The organism is Microbulbifer sp. ABF4_107, assembly GCF_056312215.1.
In genome coordinates this window covers 3,361,309-3,382,359 of the sequence record NZ_CM149983.1, presented here as the reverse complement: position 1 = coordinate 3,382,359, position 21,051 = coordinate 3,361,309, and the positions used below count along the sequence as shown (strand labels likewise).

Annotated in this window: 15 protein-coding genes; 8 read left to right on the top strand and 7 right to left on the bottom strand. The window is 57.2% G+C overall.

Annotated elements, in window-relative coordinates:
- The first annotated feature begins 34 nt into the window (after positions 1 to 34).
- Both ACYX4K_RS13810 and ACYX4K_RS13805 read left to right on the top strand, forming a co-directional pair.
- On the top strand, positions 35 to 637 hold the full coding sequence (locus ACYX4K_RS13810) for an HdeD family acid-resistance protein (protein ID WP_475091549.1): 603 nt from the start codon (positions 35 to 37) through the stop codon (positions 635 to 637).
- Positions 638 to 803: 166 nt separating this feature from the next.
- Complete coding sequence (locus tag ACYX4K_RS13805) at positions 804 to 2,603, top strand: aminotransferase-like domain-containing protein (protein WP_475091550.1); 1,800 nt, start codon at positions 804 to 806, stop codon at positions 2,601 to 2,603.
- A 12-nt stretch (positions 2,604 to 2,615) separates the two neighbouring features.
- Here ACYX4K_RS13805 and ACYX4K_RS13800 read toward each other — a convergent pair whose 3' ends face one another.
- Positions 2,616 to 3,863 (bottom strand): MFS transporter, encoded by a 1,248-nt coding sequence (locus ACYX4K_RS13800; protein WP_475091551.1) that lies wholly within the window; start codon positions 3,861 to 3,863, stop codon positions 2,616 to 2,618.
- A gap of 331 nt (positions 3,864 to 4,194) precedes the next feature.
- On the opposite strand from ACYX4K_RS13800, the gene ACYX4K_RS13795 reads away from it, so the two are divergent.
- The 3 genes from ACYX4K_RS13795 to ACYX4K_RS13785 all read left to right on the top strand — a co-directional run bounded on the left by ACYX4K_RS13795 (position 4,195) and on the right by ACYX4K_RS13785 (position 9,181).
- Positions 4,195 to 5,049: a carbon-nitrogen hydrolase family protein gene (locus ACYX4K_RS13795; RefSeq protein ID WP_475091552.1), complete on the top strand. Its 855-nt coding sequence runs from the start codon at positions 4,195 to 4,197 to the stop codon at positions 5,047 to 5,049.
- 196 nt (positions 5,050 to 5,245) lie between these two features.
- Entirely contained in the window at positions 5,246 to 7,624 is a 2,379-nt protein-coding gene (locus ACYX4K_RS13790) for a TonB-dependent receptor (protein ID WP_475091553.1), read from the top strand.
- A gap of 81 nt (positions 7,625 to 7,705) precedes the next feature.
- Positions 7,706 to 9,181, top strand: a complete 1,476-nt coding sequence (locus ACYX4K_RS13785) for a tetratricopeptide repeat-containing sulfotransferase family protein (RefSeq protein ID WP_475091554.1) — start codon at positions 7,706 to 7,708, stop codon at positions 9,179 to 9,181.
- A 71-nt stretch (positions 9,182 to 9,252) separates the two neighbouring features.
- Here ACYX4K_RS13785 and ACYX4K_RS13780 read toward each other — a convergent pair whose 3' ends face one another.
- Positions 9,253 to 12,018 (bottom strand): M1 family metallopeptidase, encoded by a 2,766-nt coding sequence (locus tag ACYX4K_RS13780; protein WP_475091555.1) that lies wholly within the window; start codon positions 12,016 to 12,018, stop codon positions 9,253 to 9,255.
- Between the two features lie 297 nt (positions 12,019 to 12,315).
- The gene (locus ACYX4K_RS13775; RefSeq protein WP_475091556.1) at positions 12,316 to 13,875 is read right to left on the bottom strand and encodes an alpha/beta fold hydrolase; all 1,560 of its coding nucleotides are present in this window, start codon (positions 13,873 to 13,875) and stop codon (positions 12,316 to 12,318) included.
- A gap of 415 nt (positions 13,876 to 14,290) precedes the next feature.
- On the opposite strand from ACYX4K_RS13775, the gene ACYX4K_RS13770 reads away from it, so the two are divergent.
- Both ACYX4K_RS13770 and ACYX4K_RS13765 read left to right on the top strand, forming a co-directional pair.
- Positions 14,291 to 15,871, top strand: a complete 1,581-nt coding sequence (locus ACYX4K_RS13770; protein WP_475091557.1) for a hypothetical protein — start codon at positions 14,291 to 14,293, stop codon at positions 15,869 to 15,871.
- A gap of 146 nt (positions 15,872 to 16,017) precedes the next feature.
- The gene (locus tag ACYX4K_RS13765; RefSeq protein ID WP_475091558.1) at positions 16,018 to 16,998 is read left to right on the top strand and encodes a glycosyltransferase family 2 protein; all 981 of its coding nucleotides are present in this window, start codon (positions 16,018 to 16,020) and stop codon (positions 16,996 to 16,998) included.
- Here ACYX4K_RS13765 and gloA2 read toward each other — a convergent pair.
- From gloA2 to ACYX4K_RS13745, 4 genes are read right to left on the bottom strand one after another with little or no spacing between them, the layout of a single operon-like run.
- Complete coding sequence (gloA2, locus tag ACYX4K_RS13760) at positions 16,986 to 17,369, bottom strand: SMU1112c/YaeR family gloxylase I-like metalloprotein (RefSeq protein WP_475091559.1); 384 nt, start codon at positions 17,367 to 17,369, stop codon at positions 16,986 to 16,988. The two genes, ACYX4K_RS13765 and gloA2, sit on opposite strands and share 13 nt — an antisense overlap.
- Positions 17,363 to 17,962, bottom strand: coding sequence for an FMN-binding negative transcriptional regulator (locus tag ACYX4K_RS13755; RefSeq protein WP_475091560.1), 600 nt, complete (start codon positions 17,960 to 17,962; stop codon positions 17,363 to 17,365). The genes gloA2 and ACYX4K_RS13755 overlap by 7 nt, the downstream gene beginning before the upstream one ends.
- An 8-nt stretch (positions 17,963 to 17,970) precedes the next feature.
- On the bottom strand, positions 17,971 to 18,267 hold the full coding sequence (locus tag ACYX4K_RS13750; protein WP_475091561.1) for a hypothetical protein: 297 nt from the start codon (positions 18,265 to 18,267) through the stop codon (positions 17,971 to 17,973).
- 21 nt (positions 18,268 to 18,288) lie between these two features.
- The gene (locus tag ACYX4K_RS13745; RefSeq protein WP_475091562.1) at positions 18,289 to 19,248 is read right to left on the bottom strand and encodes a LysR family transcriptional regulator; all 960 of its coding nucleotides are present in this window, start codon (positions 19,246 to 19,248) and stop codon (positions 18,289 to 18,291) included.
- Between the two features lie 151 nt (positions 19,249 to 19,399).
- On the opposite strand from ACYX4K_RS13745, the gene ACYX4K_RS13740 reads away from it, so the two are divergent.
- The gene (locus ACYX4K_RS13740; RefSeq protein WP_475091563.1) at positions 19,400 to 20,845 is read left to right on the top strand and encodes an NAD-dependent succinate-semialdehyde dehydrogenase; all 1,446 of its coding nucleotides are present in this window, start codon (positions 19,400 to 19,402) and stop codon (positions 20,843 to 20,845) included.
- Positions 20,846 to 21,051: the final 206 nt, after the last annotated feature.

Genomic DNA, 21,051 nt, shown 5'->3' with positions numbered 1-21,051 from the left:
CCTGTGTCGGGACACCTAAGGTCAGGAGGCGCCCATGGCACCAGAAAGCGAATCTCAGGTATCCCTTTCAACCCGCCCGCTACTGCGCGCCATGGCCGAGAACTGGTGGGTGGCGCTGGTGCGCGGCCTGTTTGCCATCGTGTTCGGTGTGCTCACCTTTGTCTGGCCGGGCATATCCCTGCTCAGCCTGGTACTTCTTTTCGGCATCTACACCTTGATCGACGGTGTGGTAGCGCTGTACGGCGCGGTCAAGGGGCGTGGTCAGGTGGAGCGCTCTTCACTGTGGTGGCTGCTGTTTGTGGGAATTACCGGTATCGCCGCAGGTATCGTTACCTTCGTTTATCCACAGGTGACCGCGCTGGTGCTGGTGATCTTTATCGGTGCCTGGGCGCTGGTGCGGGGTATTTTTGAAATCATTGGCGCTGTTCGTCTGCGCAAGGAAATCGATCACGAGTGGCTGCTGATCTTCGCCGGGCTACTGTCGGTTATCTTTGGTCTTGTGTTGTTGCTGAAGCCCGGCGCTGGCGCACTGGCCCTGCTGTGGCTGATCGGCAGTTACGCGATTGTGTTCGGATTCATTCTGGTGTGGCTGGCATTCCGGCTGAAAAAGTTGGCACGCAATACGCATGCTGGCTGAGCGCACGGAATAAAGCCTGAGCGCAATCGTCCGCTAACAGGGCGTCCCCGGTACAGGGGGCACCCGTCTGTGCCGGGTCGCACTGTGCTTGAAACTGGACGGGGCGCCGTGCAAACTGCGATCAATCTCAAGGGCACCAGGCCAATACAAATATAACGAGCCGTTCATGAGCGAAGCACTGATCGTTCTCGATCCCGCTGCGGATAAAAGTCTGCAGCAGCAAATCCGTGAAAAACTGATCCAGGGTATTCTTTCTGGCAGTATTCCCGCGGGTCATAAAATGCCTTCGTCGCGCCGTATGGCCGAGCAGCTCGGCGTCGCCCGCAATACTGTGGTCCTTGCCTATCAGCAACTGGTGGATGACGGGTTTCTGGTGACCCGAGAGCGCAGTGGCTTTTTCGTCAGTGAGACCGTGTCGCAGCAGGGTGTTATCAGCCACAATGCCGGCGAGCCACAAAGGGACGAGGACGATCGGCAGTTCTGGCGCGCCCACTGCAACCCTGTATCCGTCAGTCGTCGCGCCCTGCAGAATCGTCCCGCCAACTGGTTGCAGTATCCCTATCCGTTTGTCAGCAATGAATATGATCCGCGGCTGTACCCCAGCGCGGAGTGGCGGGAGTGCACACGGGATATTTTTACCGCGCGGGAAGTCGCGCAGTGGGCAACCCTTGGCAATAACGAGGACGATCGGCACCTGGTGGAGCAGATCTGTACCCGGCTGCTGCCGCGCCGCGGTATTTACGTGGACCCGGGCCAGATACTGCTGACCAGTGGTATGGAGCAGGCCTGCTATCTGCTGGGTGAATTACTGCTGGGAAATCAGCGAAAGCTTGCACTGGTGCGGCCCGCCGGTGGCGAAACCGGGGAGATATTCCGGCGCTCCGGCGCGCAAATTTTACCGCTCACACAAGATGCGGACGGCCCACTGCTGGATGACAATTGCAAAGCGGCCCACTGCATTTACCTGCAGCCCAACGTGCACAATCCCACCGCGGTGACCACCAGTCTGGAGCGACGCCGGCTGCTGTTAAGGCAGGCGCGGGAGCAGCAGGCCGTGGTTATCGAAAACGACTGCGACCACGATTTCTGCTACCACGGGAATCCGTTGCCGCCGTTGAAAAGTATGGAAGGCGGCAGTTCGGTTATCTATCTCTATCAGTTTCCAAAGATCATCGACCCGGGCATGCAGCTCGCATTTGTGGTTGCCCCGAAGCCGGTGATTCAGCGCCTGCGCGCACTGCGCTACACCCTGCGCGAACGGGTACCGGCACTCAATCAGCGCTTGCTGGCCAAATTTGTCGCGGCCGGTCACCTCGACGCAGCGCTATTTAAGATCACTCAGCAATTGAAGGACCGGTGGACCGCTCTGGGCGAAGCCCTGATGTACCACCTGCCCAAGTTGAAAGTCCGCCGCGCCAGCTGCGGCACCGCCTGTTGGCTGGAGTTGCCCTCCCATGTGGATGGCGCCCAGCTGCAAATCAGTGCTGAACAGAACGGATTATTGCTGGAAACAGTGGGGGATGGCAGCGCCGTGCGACTCGGCTTTTCTGCGATTGATGCAGACAAGATTGAGGGAGGTGTGCGGGTCCTGGCGCAATTGATCAACGGCAAATTGCAGGCGGAAGAAGAGACACTGGATGTGGCTTCTGGCCGACGCCTTAGCGCGGAAGATTTGCAGCGGGAGATGCCCGGGGCCATATTCCTCGGCACCAACACCCTGGGCGAGTCCTACCGCATCGAGTTGAAGCCGGACGGCACCATGCTCGGCTACTCCCGCAACGATGTGGAGATGGACGAGACCGACACCGGACGCTGGTGGCTCGACGGCGACCAGTGGGTGCGCCAGTGGCGCACCTGGTCCTACGGCCGCAAGGCAAGTTTCTATGTGGTGACCGACGGCCACCGCATCAAGTGGTTCAATGAAACCGGCAAACTGATTGATGCGGCGATCATTGCGAACGAATAAATTGACCGTGCGTTAATTCGTTGAGGCGCGATCGAGTCGCGCCGCAGCGGGCACCGCAATCAGGCAGATACCCAGTACCACAACGGTAACAAGGATCAGCTGGGTATAGCTGCCTCCGCCGGTAATGAAGTAGCCCGCAAACAGTGGTCCACAGGCCAGCCCCAGCTTCGATGCAAAGCCACCAAACGCGCCCATCTGCCCGGCACTGTCAAATCGCGAGGCCATGGTCAGGAAATAGGGGACACAGAAAGCCCAGGTAATTCCGGTGACCACATTGGCCAGAATAAACAGCGGGCGAATATCACTGAATACGAACAGCAGCAGGCCCAGCAGAGTAATGATCAGTGCCGCGGCCAGGGGTTTGGCCAGTGGGTATTTCTGCCCGGTCACCGCCGCCAGCGCGGCGCCACCAATGGCGATCAGGTTTGCCCAGAACAGGGTCTGGCTAATAAAGCCCAGGGGCAACTCAAAGGTTTTGCCCAGGTCGAAAATGAAAGCGAACAGCGCCATATTTGCGAACTGGAAGCAGAACAGCGCAATCAGGGTGATGATGATGGGTGCCAGAGGCAGCGGCGCTGCGTTTTCTGCGTGTGCGCGACTCTCCTCCTCCGTTGGCAGCGGGTAGTCGGCAATCAGCGGCAGCATCAGCAGGGTGAGTGCGCTGAAGGTAATCAGCGCAAAGAAGGGCACGTAGGTGCCGTGCTCCACAACCAGCGCTGGCAGGAAACCGACCCCGATGGCCCCGCCGGTGTATTGCACCAGCAGCACCATGCTGTAACTGCGCCCGGCAATACCACTGCGGGCAATGACCGCAAAGCCCAGTCCCACCAGGGCACCACCGAGAATCCCGTGCACCAGTCGCAATGGAATCAGCAGGTCCAGGTTGGCCAGCTGAATGGTCAGCACATCCATGCCGATCGAGCAGCACAGCAGAATGGCTGCGGCGCGCTTCCAGCGCGGGATATGCCGGATCAGCCAGGAAACCGTGAAAGCACCGATCACCGCGCCCATGGTGTTGGCGAATGTGATCTGCCCCGCCTGCTCGGCGCTCAGCCCGGCACCCGCCATCAACGCGTCAACGATGACCGGAAAGATGTTTACATAGTAGAGGCCCGCGGAAGACAGGAACGCGAGAAAGATGCTCGCAATCCAGCCATTGCTGACCAAAAGACTATTTTTTCCGGCATTTTCGGGAATTTTATTTCCGGAATAGCCTGATTCAGGGGCGTCTGTCGCTGCAGACTGGACAGGATTTTTCATTGGTACTCCGGCGCTTTGGAAGAGCTTGTTATCTGTCTTATCGATTGAACCGACGTCCATTCAAGAAAAGTCGCGGTCGGTTCCTGTGCCGGACCAAAGCTAACTTATTACAGCTCGCGTAATAGTGCCAGATCCCCCCAATGATTAGGTCCAAATCCCGTATTCCGCCACCCACTCCCCGGTTGGACTCATGCCTGTTGCCCATCTGGCCCTATAGCTGAGTGCTGCTCTGGGCCAGTATTAATCCAGCTGGCCAAGGTCTACCCCGGATTGCACCGGAAAGGCTGCGGCAACAACAAAAATCAATAATCCAGAATCAGGAACCGGTGTGATGAGTAGCAACCGCAGGTCTTTTGGCATAGCAGCACTGCAATTGAAACTGGATGAAGCAGACAATCTCGAGCTGCTTCTGCAGAAAATCCAGCGCACCAAACTGCGCTACCCCTGGGTCAAAATGATCGTATTGAGCGAACTGGCCCTGCGCGGAGTCGGCGCACAACACGCCCGCGAGCTGCCCTCCGCCGAAGAGGACGCGTTTTGTCGCACCGCTCGGGAACTGGGCATCTGGTTGATCCCGGGGTCCATGTACGAAAAATGTGGCAGCGCGGTATTTAACACCACGCCGGTCATCAATCCCGCAGGGGAAGTGATCGCCCGCTATCGCAAGATATACCCCTTCCTGCCGTACGAAAAAGGCGTTACCGCCGGTGACCAGTTCGTCGTATTCGATGTGCCCGAGGTGGGTCGCTTCGGTGTCTCCATCTGCTACGACATGTGGTTCCCGGAAACTACCCGCGCCATGGCCTGGATGGGGGCAGAAGTCATTATTCACCCCACCAAGACCGACACCATCGACCGCAAAGACGAACTCTCCATGGTCCGCGCCAGCGCAGTGATGAACCAGTGTTATGTGGTCGACGTGAACGGTGCCGGCGAGCAGGGCAACGGCCGCTCGATTATCGTGGGCCCAGAAGGGGATACTCTCCACGAGGCCTCAATCGAGGAGGAAGTTGTTGCTTTGTACCTTGATGTGGAAAAAGTTACTCAGGTGCGTGAGCGCGGTATGAAAGGTCTGGGCCAGACGCTGAAGAGCTTCCGCGACGGCAAAGTGCGCTATCCGCAGTACGAACAGGGAGCGGTATCCCCTGCACTGGAGCAGCTCGGCGAGCTGAAAGTGCCGGAGTAAGACTGGTTAGACAAAAGTTCATTTCTCACAGGATGGCTTTTTATCACCATAACAAACTGGACCAGTCGTTGTAGACTAACTGGCACTAGGTATAGGCCAGGGTCCAGTTATACAAAAGAATCACAACAAAAAGCCGGCGCAGTTTGGCCAGCGGCGAAAATTCAAAATAAGAGATCCAAACCTAGCAGAGGGCATCATGAAACAACCAATCAAGCAGGGTTTCAGCAAAACTACATTGGCAACCGCAGTCGCGGCAGTATCTGCCGGGGCGCTGTTCAGCGTGCCGCAGATGTCGCTCGCACAAACGGAAAATGAAGGGCCGATTGAAGAAATTATTGTAACGGCAACCAGCCGTGAAGCTTCAATGCAGGATATCCCCTACAACATCTCTGCGGTTTCTGGGGATGCAGTGGCATCTGCCCAGATCACTGATCAGGCGGAGTTGATGCGCAATATTCCCGGTGTCGCTGTTGTGGACCGGGGCAGCCGCAACTCTGGTGTAATCAATGGCGTGATGATTCGTGGTCTCAACGTCGATGGTTCTGCGCTGGGTGACTATGCGCTTTCGGCATCCCCTACCGTTTCCACTTACATCAATAGCACTCCGGTATACGCAAACTTTATCCTTAAAGATCTGGAGCGCGTGGAAGTACTGCGTGGTCCGCAGGGCACCCTTTATGGCTCTGGCTCACTTGGCGGCACCGTACGATATATCACTCGCAAACCCAGTACTGAGGGTGCAGAGGTAAACCTCAATTCGGGTGTGTCATCTACTGCCGGTTCGGAAGGCTTGAATTACTACAGCGATGCAGTCATCAATTTGCCGCTGTCAGATAGTTTCGCGGTGCGAGCGGCTGCGGGCTTTGTCGATGGCGCCGGTGTGGTTGATTACGTCAATGTATATCAGCTTGACGGCGAAGGTTTGCCGACAGCTCCGAATGGCGTACTTTCTCCGGATGCAGAATTCCGCACTGTAGAGGATGCGGATACTGTCGATATCAAATATGTGAAGGTGGCGGCTCTGTGGCAGCCTACGGAAAATATTGAAGCAGTATTGACCCACATGATGCAGGAAGACGACATCGGTGGTCGTCGCCAGCAGACCCTGGGGACCGATGGTTTCGGCAACCCGTACGATGACTATGAAAACGGCTCTATTCAACTTGAGCCCTCCAGCCGCGAAGCCGATATGACTTCTCTGGAAGTCGATATTGACCTCGGGTTTGCTACGCTGACCTCAGCGACTTCTCAGTACGATCATGCTGGCGAATCCATTTCTGAGAATACCGGATTTTACGCGCAGTTGGGTTGGATCGGTGGTTACTACTACAACCACACGCGCCCAATGGCTCAGGCCGCGCGCCAGTATGAGGACAGTGCCTTTATCCAGGAAGTGCGACTGGTTTCCCAGGCCACCGATAACTTCGACTGGACCGTCGGTGTTTTCCATATTAATCAGGATACTGCGGGTGCACAGCAGAGTTACCTGCGCGGATTCGACCGCTGGGCAGAAGCTGCATGGGGTATCGATGTAGTTGCATCTGACCAGGACTGGGATTACGACCGCCAGGACAACTTTACCGAAAATGCTGTTTACGGTGAAACTACCTGGCACCTCGATCGCCTGCACTTCACCCTGGGTGCTCGTTACTTTGACAACGAGTATGAGTCCGACGTGTTTATGGATCTGCCTCTGTACGGCTCGGGTGTATTAGGTGACGTGGTCAACGAGAATCGTAGCACCGCGGACTCCGGGACCTTGTTCAAAGGTAACGTGTCTTACGATATCAGTGAAGACACCATGGCCTACGCGACCGTTTCCGAAGGCTACCGTCGCGGTGGTAATAATGCCGTCCCGCTGTCGGGTAATTTCGCAGAAAGTGATGCCTGGCTCGATTATGACTCCGATTCGGTCTTGAACACTGAAATCGGTATCAAAGGCACTTTGGGTTCTGCGCGCTATACCCTGGCCGCTTTCATGGTTGACTGGGATGATGTGCAGATCAACACGTCCACCCTCAACGGTTTCTACGTGGTTGCCAACGGTGAGAGCGCCAGTACCAGCGGTATCGAATTTGAGCTGCAGGGAAGCCTGACCGACAACCTGTCTTACGGTCTCGGCTATGCTTATGTCAACGCGGAGCTGGATGAAGATCTGATCTCCCCAGTTGGAGGGCTCATCGCCGGTGCTGGCACGCGCTTGCCGGGTACTCCGGAGCACACCTTGACTTCGGCGCTCGACTACAGTGCACCGATTGGCAATGGCGGTCTCAATCTGATTGCTCGCCTGGCCGGTTACTATCAGTCTTCGACTACTAACGCAGCCAGTGAAAGCCCGCGCTTTGCTGCGGAACTGGATGGCTTCGCGATTGTGGATGGGCACATCGGGCTGGCTGGAGACTGGTGGACCGCGACACTGTTTGCCAAAAACCTGACCAATGAAGCGGGAACCACTGGTGTATTCAAAGAAGAGTACATGGGAACCGACCCATCTCAGAACTATTTTGGCAATGGTTCTAAAGAGTTTCTCGCACTGCCTCGCACCATTGGCGCCAATCTGCGCTTGGTATTCTAAGCGCGGGTTTCGTGTGACGTCATTGTTGCTGATATGATTTAGGGGCGCTTAGCGCCCCTTTTTTTTACGCGGGGAAAAATTTTGCTCACCGACAACGATTCCGTAATAGAGGCAATCAAGCAGGCCAATCAGCACCTGCTGAAAAACCAGTTCGCACAAGCACTCGCAGAGTTACTTGGCGCACGGCAGAAATGGCCCGATGCCATCACTCTTTTCCCCCACACTATCCGGTGCCTGATGTTCTCTGGCGAGCATGCCCAGGCGGCGGAGTTGTTGACTGAGTACCGGTTGCGTGCGGTTGGTAGTCGCCGCCAACTGGCTGAGTGTGCCCAACTGATGACCCAGTGCCAGAAAATTCCCGAAGGTGTCGAAATTTATCGTGAGCTGGCGGCAAGTGGGGACAGGGATGCTCGCTATAACCTGGCTGCGAACCTTGTTGCGGTAGGAAAAATTGCGGAGGCCGATTCTATTCTGCGGTCATTGGTAGAGCAATTTCCTGATGACGGGCAAGCACAGCAGGTGTTAAGCGGACTTGCTAAAGCAAGTCGCAACAAAAACAGTGTGGAACGGATTCTGGCAACATTATCCCGTTCGAACTTGCGGGCTTCGGAGAGGGTTCAGTTCCTTTTTGCTCTGGGTAAAGAATTGGAAGACTTGGGAGAGTACACCGAGGCTTTTTCCAGTTTTCAAAAGGGAGCGAAGATCCGCCGTCAAGGTATGCAATACAGTGTCGAAGGTGATGTGCGCGCATTGGAACTGATTGGTGACCAGCACGGCCAGCTTCCCGCGATGGGTGGTGCGGATAAAATTGATCCGGATCTCGATGGCTCGAAAATGGTATTTGTTTGTGGTTTACCGCGTTCCGGAACCACTTTGGTTGATCGTATACTTTCCAGCCATAGCGATTGCACCAGTCTGGGAGAAATCACTGATTTTCCTATGTCACTGATGGCGAGCGCCGGAAAGAAACTGAGTAAGGAAGCCCTAATTCGGGAAACTGTCGGGTGGTCCCCAGAGACAATAGCCAGGGGCTACCTAAATCGGATAAATAATTATCCGGTTAGTCGCACAAAAGTGATCGACAAAACACCGCTTAATTTTCTATATGCAGGCCTGATTGCGAGATCCATGCCGGCGGCGACTACGATCTGGATGGAGCGCCATCCGCTGGATTCCTGTTTCGGCATGTTTAAAACATTGTTTCAGATGGGATACCCATTTTCATACGACCTGGAAGAATTGGGGCGTTACTATGTCGCGTATTGGAAGCTTAAGTTGCGCTGGCAGGACTCGCTCTCTGGCCAGGTCATCTTCCAGCGGTATGAAGATCTTGTGAGTCATTTCGACCGCGATGCGAAGGCGCTTGTTAGCGGAGCCGGGTTGAGCTGGCAGGAAGCTTGTGGTCAATTCCATAAAAACCAAAGTGCCGTGGCCACAGCGAGTTCAGCACAGGTTCGCTCTCCGTTGTATAAAACGGCTTTGGCGCGCTGGCGAAATTACGAATCGGAGCTTGCGCCGCTAGCTGAGAAATTCGAGCGCGCAGGGATTCCTGTCTAGCACCGTGCCCCAAAAAAAATGGCAGCTTTCGCTGCCATTTTTTTTGGGGAGCGGAGTGAGCCCGCAAGGCTCTATTTTAAGCCCTCGACGAGGGATTGCCCCTTTTCCTTCAATGCCAAACAAAGGTTGATTCCTTCCTCCGTCTGCGCCAGTGCTCGCTCATACCCGGGAACCAGTTTTTGCTGCTGGGTAAACAGCAGCTGTATTTGTTTCAAGTACTGATGGTCGCAGAAATTTGCCCCGAAGCGCGGAGTGTTGCGCCGCCACTGCTCCGGGATTTTTGCTACCACTTTGGCAAAGTTGTCCCGCAGCCATTGCCAGTTCTGGGTCTGGAGCTCCGGTTCGATCAGGGCATTCTGGATCAGCCCAAACGCTTCCCGTGCGCCCATATCGTCACTGAGCGCCAGCTGGTGAATGGTGTCCAACTGGGATGGATCGATGACCCGGCCCATGGCATTGGCGCTGGCATTTTCGAACAGGGGGTCGTCCAGTTCACTGCGCACTTTAATCAGATGGGCGAGAAAATCCTTGCCGGAATCCTGGATGGCCACGGTAAGTGCGCTCTCGTACAGGTCGGAATCCAGTGCGGTGGGGTCGCGCTCGCTGTTGAAGCCGGTAAATTGTTCGGCCTGCTGTTGCAGTTGTTCGCGGGTGTCCTGGTCTTTGCCTTCCAGCGCGAGGAAGCCGAGCAGGCGGCTGCGCAGCAGTTTGCTTTCCGAGTCCGTATTGCCGGCGAGGTCCTGTGCTTTTTTACCGTACTGTTCTTTCAGGAATGCCTGCCAGCTGGCTGCATTGGCATCTTCGATATAGTGGTCGGCATACTTGGTCAGGTAACCCAGAGGTGCTTCCACAACCTGGCGTTTGTCTGAGGTGGCCGACAGGCGCACCACTTCCAGCAGGGTGTCTGGCTTGAGTTTGCCGCTTTCGAACGCGGCGAAGGCACTGTCGATCAGTGACAGGCGCTCGGTAGGATTGAGGTTGTCGAACTCACCGAGCAGGGCCTGCCAGTACTTTTCATCCATGTTGAAGCGGTAGTAGCCGCTACCGTTCACGTTGGGCATGACCCACTTGGGGCAGGCACCGCCGGAAACGGCGATCTCCTGCTGACTGTCACTGAGGAATTCGCACTGGGCAACGCCGGTGTTGGTGCGCATGCAGAATGGAATACTCCACTGCTGGCCGGTCTCAGAAATCGGGGAGCCGAGCGGTTTGTAGCGCTGCTGCTGAACAATTACCGAGGCTTCACCATCGGTATTGCAGTTCATGGTCAGTGACAGCAGCGGCACGCCTTTCTGTTCCACAAAGGTACGGAAGGTTTCGGTGAGCTGCGGGCTTTCGGTTTCATCACCGATGACTTTGTAAAAGTCCGGTGAATCGGCCACGCCGTCGGCAAACTTTTCTATATAGCGTCCCAGTGCCGGTCGGAAGGTATCGGCTCCAAAATATTCATCCACCATGTGGATAACACCGAGGCTTTTGGAGTAGGTGATGGCGTCGTAGGCGTTGCGGATATTGTTGTTGTCGGTGATCGGCTCGCGGATGGCGCGGGTGCTGGCGAGGGAATCCAGCTTCATCGCACTGATGGCGCGTACCGCGGCGTTCAGGTCGTGGCCGCCGTCCGGTTCCATGATGGTGAGTGCCAGAGGCGTGCCCCAGGTGGCGAAGCCCTCTTTCAGCCACAGGTCGTCCCACCAGGGCGGGGTGACCAGGTTGCCGAACCACATATGCGCAATTTCGTGGGCGTGTACGCCGAGCAGCGCCAGGCGCAGGCCGGGGGCGGGTTCGTCACCTTCCACCAGAATACGCTGTTCGCGATAGGTGATGGCAGCGGACAGTTCGGTAGCGCCACTGGGCCACTGGGGCGCGGCAATAATGTCGAGCTTGCGGAAGGGGTAGGGGCGCTGGAGTTGCTCCTCAAAAATACGCAGCATTTCCGGGGTTTTATCCAGCACGTACGCCATATCCTTGCCGCGACCTTTGCGGGCGAAGCCGCGCAAGGGCAGCGGCTCCTTGCGGTATTTGTTGGCGGGAATGTCCGGGCGCTCGACCACGTCGAAGGGACCCACGGCGAGGGACAGCAAATAGGTGGGCATGGGGCGGGTCTGGGCGAAGGTGACCTTTTCCATGCCGTTACCCGCGTCTACACGTTCGGTTTCGGGGCCGTTGCTGATGGCTTTGTAGCCCTTCGGAATGGTGAGGCTGATGTCGTAGGTGGCTTTGAGGCCGGGTTCATCGAAGCCGGGCAGGAAGCGGCGGGCCTGGATGGATTCGGATTTAGCCAGTGCGTAGGCATCGCCTTTTTCTTCGACCTTGAACAGGCCGGCGAGGTTTTTATCGAACGGGGCGCTGTATTTGGTGCGCAGGGTGATTTTGCCGGCGGGTATGCCACCGGCGAAGTCCACGCGTACCACGCCGCTGTCGAGCATCTGGCGGTAGTGGGCGGCGACTTCTTTTTCTTTCTCATTGCCCTGCGCGGGCACGATGGCTTTGATATCGGCGACGTCGATGTTGTTGCCGTGCATCCAGATGTGGTCGGTGGCCTTGTCCACTTCTATGTCAATTTCCACCTGGCCGTTGAAGGTGGCCTGGCGGGGATCGAGGGTGAGGTCGAGGCGATAGGCGGTGGGGCGGACGCCGTCGGGGAGTTTGCCGGCGGGCGGTTGTTCTTCGACGCTGGGTTTGGCCTCAGCGTTTTTTGTCTCCACTGTCTGCTCGCTGGCGGTGGTTTCCTGTGTCGCGTTTTCCCGGTTGGGGTCGCTGGTGGTTTTGTTGTCAGTTCCGCAGGCGGTGAGCAGTATCAGTCCGGCAAGCAGGGCCGGAAGAGTAAGAATTCGCATGGTAAATCTTTGCTTTGGAATGGTTGGTTCGCGGGTTGTCCTTATTGTAGCGGGTTGGGGCGGTTGGTTTGCAGGGTGGGGGGACAGGTTGAGCCTGGTGCTAGCTCAGTGGCACGGTTCCTTGGTGCTTCGTAGTGCGCATCGTGGCGGCCAGGCGCCGGGTATTGGTTTTCAAAACCGCTGTGAATACATCCCTGTACGCTGCGTCGGCGACGTCCATGTCGCCGACGCTTTTGAAAACCAATCCCCGGCACCCGGCCTTCGCTTGTTACTTTGGTGCTTTATTCGCGCGGCGGATTACAAATGCGGAATCGTCAGCACCGACTGCCGGCTGCTGCGATAGGGCACCTCAATTTCATAGTTTGTATCTTCCGGCTTTTGATAAATCGCGCCCTCGGTATCAATCGCGAGGGTCACCACATGTCCGGGGGGCACGTCGTAGGCGGTGGTGAAGAGTTCCATGGAGATCTTTTGCGCCTTGCCGACCTGTGCGTTGTGCAGGGTGAGTGGGGCGTGGGTGATGAGGCGGCCGAGGCCGAGGGGGCCGGTGTCGTAGAGGTGTACCTGCAGTTGCACTTCGGGCTTGCTGGGTTTTATCCACAGTTCGAGGCTTGGGGTGCCGCGGATTTTGAAGGTGCTCCAGTGTACCGGTGAGTTGTATTCGATGGCGTAGTAGCCGTTGATGCCGGTCATGGCGGTGTACACGGGGATGCCGAAGCCCTCTAAAGCGTCGGAGACGACGGGGATGCCGGTGCCGGCTTTGGTGTCTGAGCCGCCGTGGAAGTCGTTGCTCCAGCCCCAGCCGCTGTAGGGGCGGGTTTTCATGCTGGCGTTGTTGAAGTAGCTGAACCTGGGGTGCAGGTGGTAGCGGGTGGTTTTGTCGGTTACCGGGAAGTCGTCGAACTGCTCGAGTCTGTTGCTGATGCGCACGGTCATGTCCACTTTGGGCTCGTGATCAATGCCGTTGGGTTGGTCTTTAAGGTAGCGGTCGAACCAGCGGAAGGTGGTGGCCCAGATGTGGCCGTTGTTGCCGCCAAGGGTTTCGGTGACGGCGTGGGTGCCGGGGTTTAACAGCAGTTTCTTGGGGCCGTCCAGCAGGCTGTAGAGCTGGGTCATGCTGTTGGGTTTGAACAGGTAGTCCGCGAAGTTGTTGGACATAAGCACGGCGGTGCCGTTGCTGTTGAGTTCCGGCACGTAGGAGAGCGCGGAGCGGGGGGCGGCGAACGCCTTTACGCCGTCGATGTTCTCTGTGGCGCGGAGGTTGGCCCAGATGGTGTCCACTTCCGGGTCGAGGTTGAAGGCGGTGGTGGTGAGGATGGTGCCCCAGACCAGGTTGACGGTGTTGCCGGGGTAGAGTCCTTCGATCACGTCGGACCAGCCGGAAAGTGCCGCTACCGCATCCACGCGCGGATCCTGGGCGGCGGTGATCAGGGAGATGCCGGCGCCGTAGGAGATGCCGGCCATACCCAGTTTGCCCACCGGGTAGTTGGCTTCCAGCCAGTCGATCAGCACGCCGGCATCGCGGATGGAATTGCTGCCGGCCACATCGACCAGTCCTCCGGAGGTACCGAAGCCGCGTGTGGAGTAGCTCATCACCAGGTAGCCGTTGTCGGCGAGCTCGGCGGCCTGCAGCAGGTACTGGTGCTTGTCGAGCATCCAGCTGTTGGTGAACAGCACGGTGGGGTAGCCCCCAGCGGGGGCGGGGGTATCGGGGACGAACAGATTGGCGTCCAGTTCTGCGCCATCGAAGGTGGTGATATCCAGGTCGGCAATAAAGGTAGGGGCCGCCTCGGGGGCCGGAGTGAATGCGGTGCACAGGGCACCGGCCAGCAGTGCCGGCAGGGCGAGTGTTTTCATGCTCTTCTCTCTGTATTTATTTCTTTTGTTACAGCGTCATCGCTCCGGCCGGGCCCCGCTTTTCGCAGGGGTCAGTGGTTCGGTATGGATTACCGGAGCCGGCCAGAAACTGGAGTCTATGGGGAGGACCCGGGCTGAGAAGGTGAAATTTCTGTGACTGTGAATTGCTTATCGGTCAGTGGCGCGCACCTAAACGTAGAACTTCAGGGTCAGATTGTGACCACGGGCGACCGAGTGGTCTGTGACCCGCTTATACTCAGGATGAATTACAGGTTCTCGTTTAAGATTGTTCTTTTTTTAAACAGTGAAAACAGGTATTGTGGATTTTCGCGCAACGTCGTTCAAAAAGTGAACAGTTGCTTCCTTCTGAGAAGATCTAGCGAAAACTCCGGGTGGTCAGAATATGTTTTCACGAATGCTCGCATACTTGGTCGTTTTTTCCGGCGCATGGCTGTTTACCAGCGATGTAATGGCGAACAACCTGGCGAAAGACACCTGGTACGAAATTGACAGCGCTAACTTTAAGATCGTCACCAACGGTGAGCCGGGCTCCGTGCGCCGTCTGGCGGAGGATCTGGAACGGTACCGCTCGGTGGCGCTGGATCTGCTCGGCGCCAAAGACGATGGCGCCAAGCTGACCATCTACGCCGCCGCTGACCGCGAAAGTTACGCCGGACTGGTGGGTGAAGACCTCTCCGAGCTGACCAACGGCCTGTTCGATACCACCGCCGAGGGCAGCTACGCCCTGGTGAACCTGGATGGCCGCACCGGTGAGCGCCAGCTGGAAGCCCGGGAGTTCCTGTTTCACGAGTACACCCACTTCCTGAGCTACAACGGCACCACCACTCACTATCCCTACTGGTATAGCGAGGGCTTCGCCGAGTTCATGTCCACCATGACCTTTGGCCCGGGTAATACCTACGATATCGGCGCCATTCCCGGCGAGCGCGCCATGACCCTGCTGTACACCGCACCGGTGCCCCTGCAGGAACTGCTGCGCGCTACCGTGTACAACACGCCAGATGAAGAGAAAGGCCGCGTGTATGCCAGTGGCTGGATGCTTGCCCACTGGATCGTGATGGAAAGTGGCAAGACCGAGCAGTTCAAACAGTTCGTTGTGGATTACAACAACGGTGCAGACCCGGTCGAGGCGTTGACGAAAAACCTCGGTATGTCCATCGGTGAGATCGAAGATATCTACAACGAGAAGTTTCAGGATGGCCGCTTCAAGCTGGCGCGCGGCAAGGTACCGGCGAGCTTCAAGCCGGTGCGTCCCAAACTGACGGTGCTCAGCGGGCAGGAAACGGTGGTGGAGCTGGCGCGCTTCCTGGTGAAGTCCGGCTATAACCCCCACGGTATCCACGACCTGGTGGAGTACGCCGAGCGCGCGAACCTGTACTCGCCGGAGTTGACCGCGGTGCGCGCCGACTCGGCGACCCGCGAGGGTGATTTTGACCAGGCTGCACGTCTGCTGGCCCAGGTAGCCCCTTCGGATCGCGAACACTTCTGGTACCAGAAGGCCCAGGCCTGGTTGTGGCTGAATCGCGAGATCAGCACCCTGGGCGGCGATCGCAGCAAGGAAATGCTGAAAGGTGCCCGGGACAAGTTCGTCAAGCTGGTCAACAACCAGTCCAGTGAAGCGATGAACTGGTACGGGCTGGCGATCACCATGCAGATGATGGGGTACCCGAAAAAACAGTATGTGGAAATGCTCGAGCAGGCTTACCTGCGAGCGCCCCGCGAGCTGCATATCGCCCAGTGGATGGCCCAGGAGCTCTATGATCGCAAAGACGCGGAGTACTTCGCCGAGGTGGCCCAGCCGCTGATGCTGGAGCTCACCAATGAGGCCGAGTACAACCAGATGAAGATGATGCTGGCGGAGCTGAAGCCCTCGATCGCGGACAAGAGCGAGGCCCAGAGCCAGATTCAGGGCAAAGCGTCGGTAAAGGACAAAACAACTACCGGTGCAGGTGGTGCCACCAAGGCGACACCGTGATCTGATTGCTCTCTGGCAAACGTCCTTAACCGGGTACCCGATAGAAGCGTCGTGCAATTGCCGCTACTATCGGTCCCGGTTTTTTCGTTTGACCACTCTGTCGCGGCTGGCGGCGGAACTATAAGAATAATTTGCAGGGGAACGCTTTGAGCCTTTTGATATCTGTCGTCTGCCCGATGTACAACGAGAGCGCCGGACTGGAACACTATTTTCAGGAAATCATCCGGCATCTGGATGCCCTCGGGTGCCCGTATGAACTGATCTGCGTTAATGACGGCAGTAGCGACGACACCCTCGACCGTCTGCAGCAAAAGGCCGCGGACCTGGATGCGCTAAAAGTGGTTAACCTTTCGCGCAATTTCGGCAAAGAGTGCGCCTTGTCAGCGGGACTCAGTGTGGCGCAGGGCGACGTGGTCATTCCCATTGATGCGGATCTGCAGGACCCGCCTGAACTGATTGCGCAAATGCTCGAAAAATACCGGGAGGGTTTTGACGTGGTTCTGGCGCGGCGGGTTTCCCGCAGGTCCGACTCCCTTGCCAAGCGCTGGACCGCCGGTATGTTCTACCGCCTGCTCAAGCGGCTCTCCAAAGTACAGATACCGGAGAATGTTGGTGACTTTCGCCTGATTTCCCGTCGCGTAGTGACCGTGCTCAATAATCTCCCCGAGTCCCAGCGCTTTATGAAAGGCCTGTTTGCCTGGTGCGGATTCCCCACCGCGTATGTGGATTACGAACGCCCGGAGCGGGTTGCCGGCGAGAGCAGTTTCAGTGGCTGGAAACTTTGGAACCTGGCCTGGGAGGGCATCACCAGCTTCAGCACAGTACCCCTGCGCATCTGGACCTACATCGGCGTGCTGGTCTCGTCCGTGTCATTTATCTACGGCGCCTGGATTATTGCGCGCACCCTGCTATGGGGTGTGGATACCCCCGGTTACGCATCCACGATTGTAGTGGTGCTGTTTCTCGGCGGTATCCAGCTGATAGGTATTGGCGTGATCGGCGAATACATTGGGCGGATTTATATGGAGTCAAAACGGCGGCCGGTGTTTGTGATCGAGAGCATCAGCAACGGAACCAAGCCTGAAAGGGTGGCTGAGAATAAACATGCGGAAAATCACTGTTCGTAAAGTTCGAGCGGTAGTCCATCCGGGTCACTGAAAAATGTGAAACGCTTGCCGGTGTGCTCGTCCACCCGTACCGGCTCTACCTCTACACCGCGCAACTCCAGCCGAGCCTTTACATCGTCTACAGATTGGACCACAAAAGCCAGGTGGCGCAATCCCCGGGCCTCCGGGAAACTTGGCCGTGCTGGTGCATCGGGAAACGAAAACAGTTCAATCTGGCCGCCGTTTGCGAGGCGCAGATCCAGCTTCCATGAATCGCGCTGTGCGCGGTAGTTTTCCGCAATGATTTCCAGCCCGAGAACTTCCGTGTAAAAGTGTTTCGATCGTGGATAATCCGAGCAGATTATTGCGGCGTGATGGATGGCGTTCAGCATGGCTTGGCTGGGGCTCCCCACTGCGCGATGGCATCGGCCATGGCGATCTCGCCCTCTGCACGCAATTCCCGAGCGACACTTTGCCTGTCTTCTAGTGGGCGGTTCTGGCTTAGTTTGTACTTGCCCTGAATCTCGGAAATTTCGATATCCACACCGCTAATCGCGCGCAGTAGTTTGGGTGAGTACTCCGGTTGCCACGGCTTTTCTGCTCCGGACTCATACTTTTGAGAAAGCTGATCAACCAGTGTCATCAGCCGCTCCGCATCATTAAATGTGCGCGCTGTTCCGTAGACATGCACGGACTGATAGTTCCAGGTCGGTACCCCGGCAGACTGGTACCAGCGCGGCGAAATGTAGGCATGGGGGCCGTTAAAAATCACAAGTACCTGCTGGCCGTCTAATTTCTCCAGTTGTGGGTTCTGGCGGGCCAGGTGGCAGGTCAGTCGCTCACTATCCTCCGATAAGAGAAAAGGCAGGTGGGAGGCTTCGGGACGGTGGTTGAGATTTGAGATCAACTGGCCGAATGCGTTGCTGTGGATAAAGTGATGAAGTTCATCACGCTCTGAAACTGCAAAGTGTTTAGGAATATACATTTTCTGTGCTACCGACTTCGCTCATATGTAGGCGTTTCATATTGGCTGTAATCGATTTCTTCAAATACACATGAGGCGGGTACTTCTGCTTTACGTTCTGCAATGGTTTTGCCAAACACATCAATATGAATGTTCTCCATAATCTGGGCTAATTCGTTCTTACTGCTGAAACCGAAAAATACGCCTGCTTGCATAAAGCCTTCCAGCCTGTGCCGCTCGACGGATGGTATCCGCATGCCGAGTTTGGAATTCGAAAAAAGCCTGTTAAGGCGGCGGGAGACTTCCTGAATAAATTCCTCTTTCATAATGATATACGCTCCCTTTTTTTAAACATTGTGAAGTTCCAGTGCCGTAGTGAACAACTGCACCGCCGGCTGTTCCGCCGCGCTGCTTTTACAGGTAATCGCATTCTGGATTTGGTAGCAGAAGCGCTCTGGCCTCAGTGCGGCCAGCTGCCCATTTCTAACATATTCCTCCGCCAGATAGGTGGGCAGGAAGCCGATAAATTTCCCCGACAGGATCATCGCCAGGCGCGCGGCCATATGGTTGGCGATGCTTTTGTTGGGGAACAGGCGGTACAGGTGCGCGGCACCGGACAGCACCGCGTGGTCCGGGGCGGCGAGTTCCTGTTGGGTAATCCGCTCTTCATCGGTATCGGCGACTGTGCACGGATGACCGGCGGCTGCGTAGAGCAGGGACTGGTGACTGAAAAGGGGCTGATAGCTGAGACCGGGGCGGCGCGAGTGCAGTGGGTTAATGCCCACATCGGCGCGACCAGCGAGGATTTCCAGTTCCAGCTCGTGGGGGGCTGCCAGCTGGATATCCAGTTGCAATTGCGGCGCCCGCTCGCGCAGGCGCGCGATGGTGGCGGGCAGATCCAGCTGGGGCATGGCCAGGGCATCGTCCGGCAAGATCACCCGCAATTTGCCGGTGAGCTGTGACTGGATGGCGTTGACCTGACTCTTGAAGGTGGCCAGGTGCCCGTCCAGTTCGAGGATGGCCTGGTACAGGGACTCGCCCTCGGGGGTGAGCTTGAAGTCCGCGCGCCCGCGGGAGCGGATACACAACTGCATCCCGAGGCGAGTCTCCAGGTCCGACAGGTGCACACTGATGGTGGAGCGGTTGACGTTGAGCGCGACCTCCGCAGGCGCCAGGCCGCCGGCCTGCACCACTTCGCGAAAGACCCGAAGCAGCCGCAGGTCCATATCACTGAGGCGGCCGGAAAGGGCATGCTTGCTGCTGGTTGGCTTGGTTTTTGTTGCGGGTTTCGGAGTCGAATCTGGCATGGGCTCGCCTGCAGGGCAGGTTCCTACAATCGGGAATTTCACAAAGTTTGATAGATTTAAACTTTAGTTGCAAAGATCTTACTATTCGCCGTCGAAGTACCGGGCCAGAATCCATGAAAAGCATATATACCGGCTGATCAGGGAGTATTCGATGAAATTGAATAATAGCCAGCTATTGAAGACCCAGAACTACATCAATGGCCAGTGGTGCGAGGGCACCGGTGAGTTGGCGGTTACTGACCCGGCGACCGGAGATCTGCTGGCAGAGATTGCCGATGGCAGTGCCGCCGACGCCGAGCGCGCGGTGGCTGCGGCCCACGAGGCCTTCCCGGAATGGAGCCGCAGAACCGCCGCCGAACGCGCTGCGGTACTGAAGCGCTGGTACCAGCTGATCGCAGAAAACCGCGAGGACCTGGCCCGCCTGCTGACCCTGGAGCAGGGCAAGCCGCTGGCGGAGGCCATGGGTGAGATCGACTACGGCGCTTCCTATATCGAGTGGTACGCGGAGGAGTGTCGTCGCGCCTACGGTCAGACCATCCCCACCCACAACCCGGCCATGCGCCTGCACACCATCCGTCAGCCGGTGGGTGTGGTGAGCTGCATTACCCCGTGGAATTTCCCCAATGCGATGATTACCCGCAAGGCGGCGCCGGCGCTGGCGGCTGGCTGTACGGTGGTGATCAAGCCGGCGTCGGAAACGCCACTGTCGGCCCTGGCCCTGTGTGCACTGGCGGAGCAGGCCGGGTTGCCGGCGGGCACCCTGAATGTGGTGGTGGGCACCGATTCTGCGGCGATTGGCAAGGTGCTGACCCAGGACCCGAGGGTAGCGAAGTTTACTTTCACCGGCTCTACCCCGGTGGGCAAGCTGCTGATGGCCCAGTGTGCGAGCACCATCAAGAAGATGTCCATGGAACTGGGCGGCAATGCGCCGTTTATCGTGTTTGACGATGCGGATATCGATGTGGCGGTGAGCGCCTGTATGGCGACGAAGATGCGCAATGCGGGCCAGACCTGTGTGTCTACCAATCGGATTTATGTACACGAGTCGGTGCACGATGAGTTTGTGGATAAGTTGCGCGGGCAGATGGAGAAGCTGCAGGTGGGCCACGGTCTGGATGCGGGCACGACGTTCGGGCCGCTGATTTTCCGCCGGGCGGTGGATCGGGTGCACGGCCTAGTTGAAGAGGCGGTGGCGAATGGCGCGCGCCTTTTGTTGGGCGGGGATTTCCTGCCAAACGGGGAGAACTATTATGCGCCCACGCTGTTGACGGAGGTGCACGACGAGATGCGCATCGCCCGCGAGGAGATTTTTGGGCCGCTGGCGGTGGTGCAGAAGTTCCGTGATGAAGACGACGTTGTGCACCGTGCCAATGATACGCCGTTCGGGTTGGCGGCCTATGTGATGAGTGAAAACATGCGTCGCGCGAACCGGGTGGTTGAGGCGCTGGAGTACGGGATGGTGGCCTGCAACGCGGGTGTCTTCTCGACCACGGTTGCGCCGTTTGGCGGCTGCAAGGAGTCCGGTATTGGCCGCGAGGGCGGTGTCGAAGGAATGGCCGAATTTTATGAGACCAAGTACTGCTGCTACGGGGTTTGAGCTCCGTAGCTTGTGAGGAACCTTCTTATTGGCTTTGTGGCGGCAAAGCACCGGGTATTCGTTTTCGAAACCGCTGTGAATACATCCATGTACGCTGCGTGAGCGACGTCCCTGTCGCTCACGCTTTCGAAAACGAATACCCGGCACTTTGCCTTCGCATCGGATTTTTTTACTACGTTAGAAAGACTCTAACTCTTAAGACTCGG

What these genes read in the sequence shown, in the direction of transcription:
- ACYX4K_RS13810 (WP_475091549.1), top strand. Translation starts at nt 35, where the DNA reads ATGGCACCAGAAAGCGAATCTCAGGTATCCCTTTCAACCCGCCCGCTA.
- ACYX4K_RS13805 (WP_475091550.1), top strand. Translation starts at nt 804, where the DNA reads ATGAGCGAAGCACTGATCGTTCTCGATCCCGCTGCGGATAAAAGTCTG.
- ACYX4K_RS13800 (WP_475091551.1), bottom strand. Translation starts at nt 3,863, where the DNA reads ATGAAAAATCCTGTCCAGTCTGCAGCGACAGACGCCCCTGAATCAGGC.
- ACYX4K_RS13795 (WP_475091552.1), top strand. Translation starts at nt 4,195, where the DNA reads ATGAGTAGCAACCGCAGGTCTTTTGGCATAGCAGCACTGCAATTGAAA.
- ACYX4K_RS13790 (WP_475091553.1), top strand. Translation starts at nt 5,246, where the DNA reads ATGAAACAACCAATCAAGCAGGGTTTCAGCAAAACTACATTGGCAACC.
- ACYX4K_RS13780 (WP_475091555.1), bottom strand. Translation starts at nt 12,018, where the DNA reads ATGCGAATTCTTACTCTTCCGGCCCTGCTTGCCGGACTGATACTGCTC.
- ACYX4K_RS13775 (WP_475091556.1), bottom strand. Translation starts at nt 13,875, where the DNA reads ATGAAAACACTCGCCCTGCCGGCACTGCTGGCCGGTGCCCTGTGCACC.
- ACYX4K_RS13770 (WP_475091557.1), top strand. Translation starts at nt 14,291, where the DNA reads ATGCTCGCATACTTGGTCGTTTTTTCCGGCGCATGGCTGTTTACCAGC.
- gloA2 (WP_475091559.1), bottom strand. Translation starts at nt 17,369, where the DNA reads ATGCTGAACGCCATCCATCACGCCGCAATAATCTGCTCGGATTATCCA.
- ACYX4K_RS13755 (WP_475091560.1), bottom strand. Translation starts at nt 17,962, where the DNA reads ATGTATATTCCTAAACACTTTGCAGTTTCAGAGCGTGATGAACTTCAT.
- ACYX4K_RS13750 (WP_475091561.1), bottom strand. Translation starts at nt 18,267, where the DNA reads ATGAAAGAGGAATTTATTCAGGAAGTCTCCCGCCGCCTTAACAGGCTT.
- ACYX4K_RS13745 (WP_475091562.1), bottom strand. Translation starts at nt 19,248, where the DNA reads ATGCCAGATTCGACTCCGAAACCCGCAACAAAAACCAAGCCAACCAGC.
- ACYX4K_RS13740 (WP_475091563.1), top strand. Translation starts at nt 19,400, where the DNA reads ATGAAATTGAATAATAGCCAGCTATTGAAGACCCAGAACTACATCAAT.